Source organism: Rhodoferax sp. GW822-FHT04A08, assembly GCF_058801025.1.
The window spans coordinates 1-1,987 of the sequence record NZ_JBXAMW010000053.1 but is presented as its reverse complement, the minus strand read 5'-3'; the positions used below and the strand labels follow the sequence as shown (position 1 = coordinate 1,987).

At 58.7% G+C, this 1,987-nt stretch carries 3 protein-coding genes; all 3 read right to left on the bottom strand.

The genetic code is table 11. The features are described 5' to 3' along the window. Positions 1–104: 104 nt before the first annotated feature. The 3 genes from AC1RMF_RS26485 to AC1RMF_RS26475 all read right to left on the bottom strand — a co-directional run bounded on the left by AC1RMF_RS26485 (position 105) and on the right by AC1RMF_RS26475 (position 1,975). Complete coding sequence (locus AC1RMF_RS26485) at positions 105–785, bottom strand: hypothetical protein (protein WP_493145524.1); 681 nt, start codon at positions 783–785, stop codon at positions 105–107. Continuing rightward, the gene (locus AC1RMF_RS26480; protein ID WP_493145522.1) at positions 782–1,324 is read right to left on the bottom strand and encodes a hypothetical protein; all 543 of its coding nucleotides are present in this window, start codon (positions 1,322–1,324) and stop codon (positions 782–784) included. Before AC1RMF_RS26480 ends, AC1RMF_RS26485 begins: the two co-directional genes overlap by 4 nt. Before the next feature lie 102 nt (positions 1,325–1,426). Continuing rightward, positions 1,427–1,975, bottom strand: coding sequence for a hypothetical protein (locus tag AC1RMF_RS26475; RefSeq protein ID WP_493145520.1), 549 nt, complete (start codon positions 1,973–1,975; stop codon positions 1,427–1,429). Positions 1,976–1,987: the final 12 nt, after the last annotated feature.

Here is a 1,987-nt window from a genome sequence, read left to right as displayed (position 1 = left end):
TTCAAAAGCGACGTCTGTGAGGGTTTTCCCTTCAATGTTCTCGTTGCATGGAGGCTTGGGGGCAAGCGACGTGGGCTCATTTCTTGGAGATACGGTGTCATGGCTTAGCCTCCCAACGCATCGATTTCGATCTTGAGCGAGCGCATACGGGCTTGCCAGTGCGCGGCCATGGTGTCCCCGTCGATCCCAGGAAGTGGGCTATCTGGGCCCGATGCGCCTGTCCTAATAGACGCATCATTCGTGAATGGCACACCTACCGTAGAGGATGCAGTCAACAGCCGCTCCACAAGACCAGCCAATTGCCCCACCACGCCGAACCCCGCCTGACGAACCAGTCGATGCGTGGGTGTGAGTGCAAGCACCACCGTATTCCCTGTGCGCGAGATGCTGCGCACCAGGTTGTGGGCGTGCGTCCGATCCGATCCGTGGTCGTTTCTGAGCTGCCTCCAGGCGTAACGGTTACGGTCTTGGACAGCGCGCAGCAATTGCCGGGCCTCTGTATCCAGCTGAGATACCGGCCGCACCAGAACCTGGTGCATATCCAAGGCCGAGTCCTTAAGAACATGGATGCGCAGACTTGGATGGTGCTTGATACGCAGCCACAGGTCTTCGGTCGCGCTGAACATGTCGTCCAGGTCAGCAGGATTGACCAGCCTGAGACGAGTGGGTCCGGCTACTTTGCCCGTTGGATAAGTGGCCCAAGGGGTTCCTTCAAAGAGGTCGCCATTGGCAGCCACCGCTGACCTGCCGCCATGAAGGGATGGATGCTGGAGGCGCGCACTCATTTGCAGTCTCCCGGATGAGCAAAGACTGAATCGTTGGCGGCCCCACCCTTTGCTGCCTTATCTGTTGCAGCAATTGCCCGCTCCACGCCGCGGCCAATGATGGTGCCGATGGTCTCGCGCAGATGGTCATGCGGATCGCCCGCGGGCTTGAGAATTTCCACGTCCGGCCCGTTGGGCGTCCAGGTGATGGCCACCTTCTGGTTGTACTCGGCGGCCAGGGTATAGGCCCACAAAGGGAACCCATCGTCGTCGGCGAGCATCCTCCAACGGAAGCCATGGGTACCGTCTCCCAAGGCCGCATCGATTTCCATACAGGTCAGCGTGAAGGCTGGTGCCCAGCGCCGATCAATGTTCATGGTCGCCACAGAGTTCTCGAACATGTAGGGGTAGTTGATGGCCACGCACAGGAAGCGCGCATCCATGGTGCGGTTCTTCCCCACGTCAATCTCGATGACGGCTGCGCTCTGGCGCACCTTCTTCGGAAGGGACAGTGCGGGACCGCTGCGAGCGCGCGATGTGTCGTGATGGGTAGCTTTCATAAACTTCTCCTTGAATTGCGATGCATGTCTGGCTGACAAATCAAATACTGAACTTTTAGGTCGAGCGCCTAAGCGCGTTTCTGAGGTTTCTGCAAAATTTCTTTAAAAAGATGCAAGTTCCAGCAGGCGCAGTGCGTTGTCCAAGCGCGCACGCATCCACTCCCTAAAATCCCCCTCCACATCGAACTGGTCCCAGTGCATGCACAACTGCACCGTGTTGGCCGATGGCTGGTCTCGGACGCGCAGCTGTGCCAGATACGGTTGCACCATCCAGTACAGCGCATGCGGCGTGTCGTACTTGCCGCACAGCGCTGGGAACATGCAGTAGTCCAGCGCATACAGAATGGATGCGACATACACCGCATCCGCATTGGCAGTGAAGTCCAGCGCATCCTCTTGCCAGGCATCTGCGATGGGCTGGACCACCTCCACCAGTAAGCGCACCTGCTGGCTGTCTGCGCGAATGGGGGTGGCCAGGATCTGGCGCAGGTCCTGCAGTCCCAGGATGTCTTCGAGGAACTGGCGAACATACAGGCCTTTGACCGGAAGGGTGAGGTTCTCGATCAGCATTGCGGCGTAGGGGTCGATGGGGCGCTTGGCGTCGTGAACGACCAGCTTGGATAGCATGGGATTGATGGGTGGGTTCGTCATGTTGGTTTTCCT

What these genes read in the sequence shown, in the direction of transcription:
- AC1RMF_RS26480 (WP_493145522.1), bottom strand. Translation starts at nt 1,324, where the DNA reads ATGAAAGCTACCCATCACGACACATCGCGCGCTCGCAGCGGTCCCGCA.
- AC1RMF_RS26485 (WP_493145524.1), bottom strand. Translation starts at nt 785, where the DNA reads ATGAGTGCGCGCCTCCAGCATCCATCCCTTCATGGCGGCAGGTCAGCG.
- AC1RMF_RS26475 (WP_493145520.1), bottom strand. Translation starts at nt 1,975, where the DNA reads ATGACGAACCCACCCATCAATCCCATGCTATCCAAGCTGGTCGTTCAC.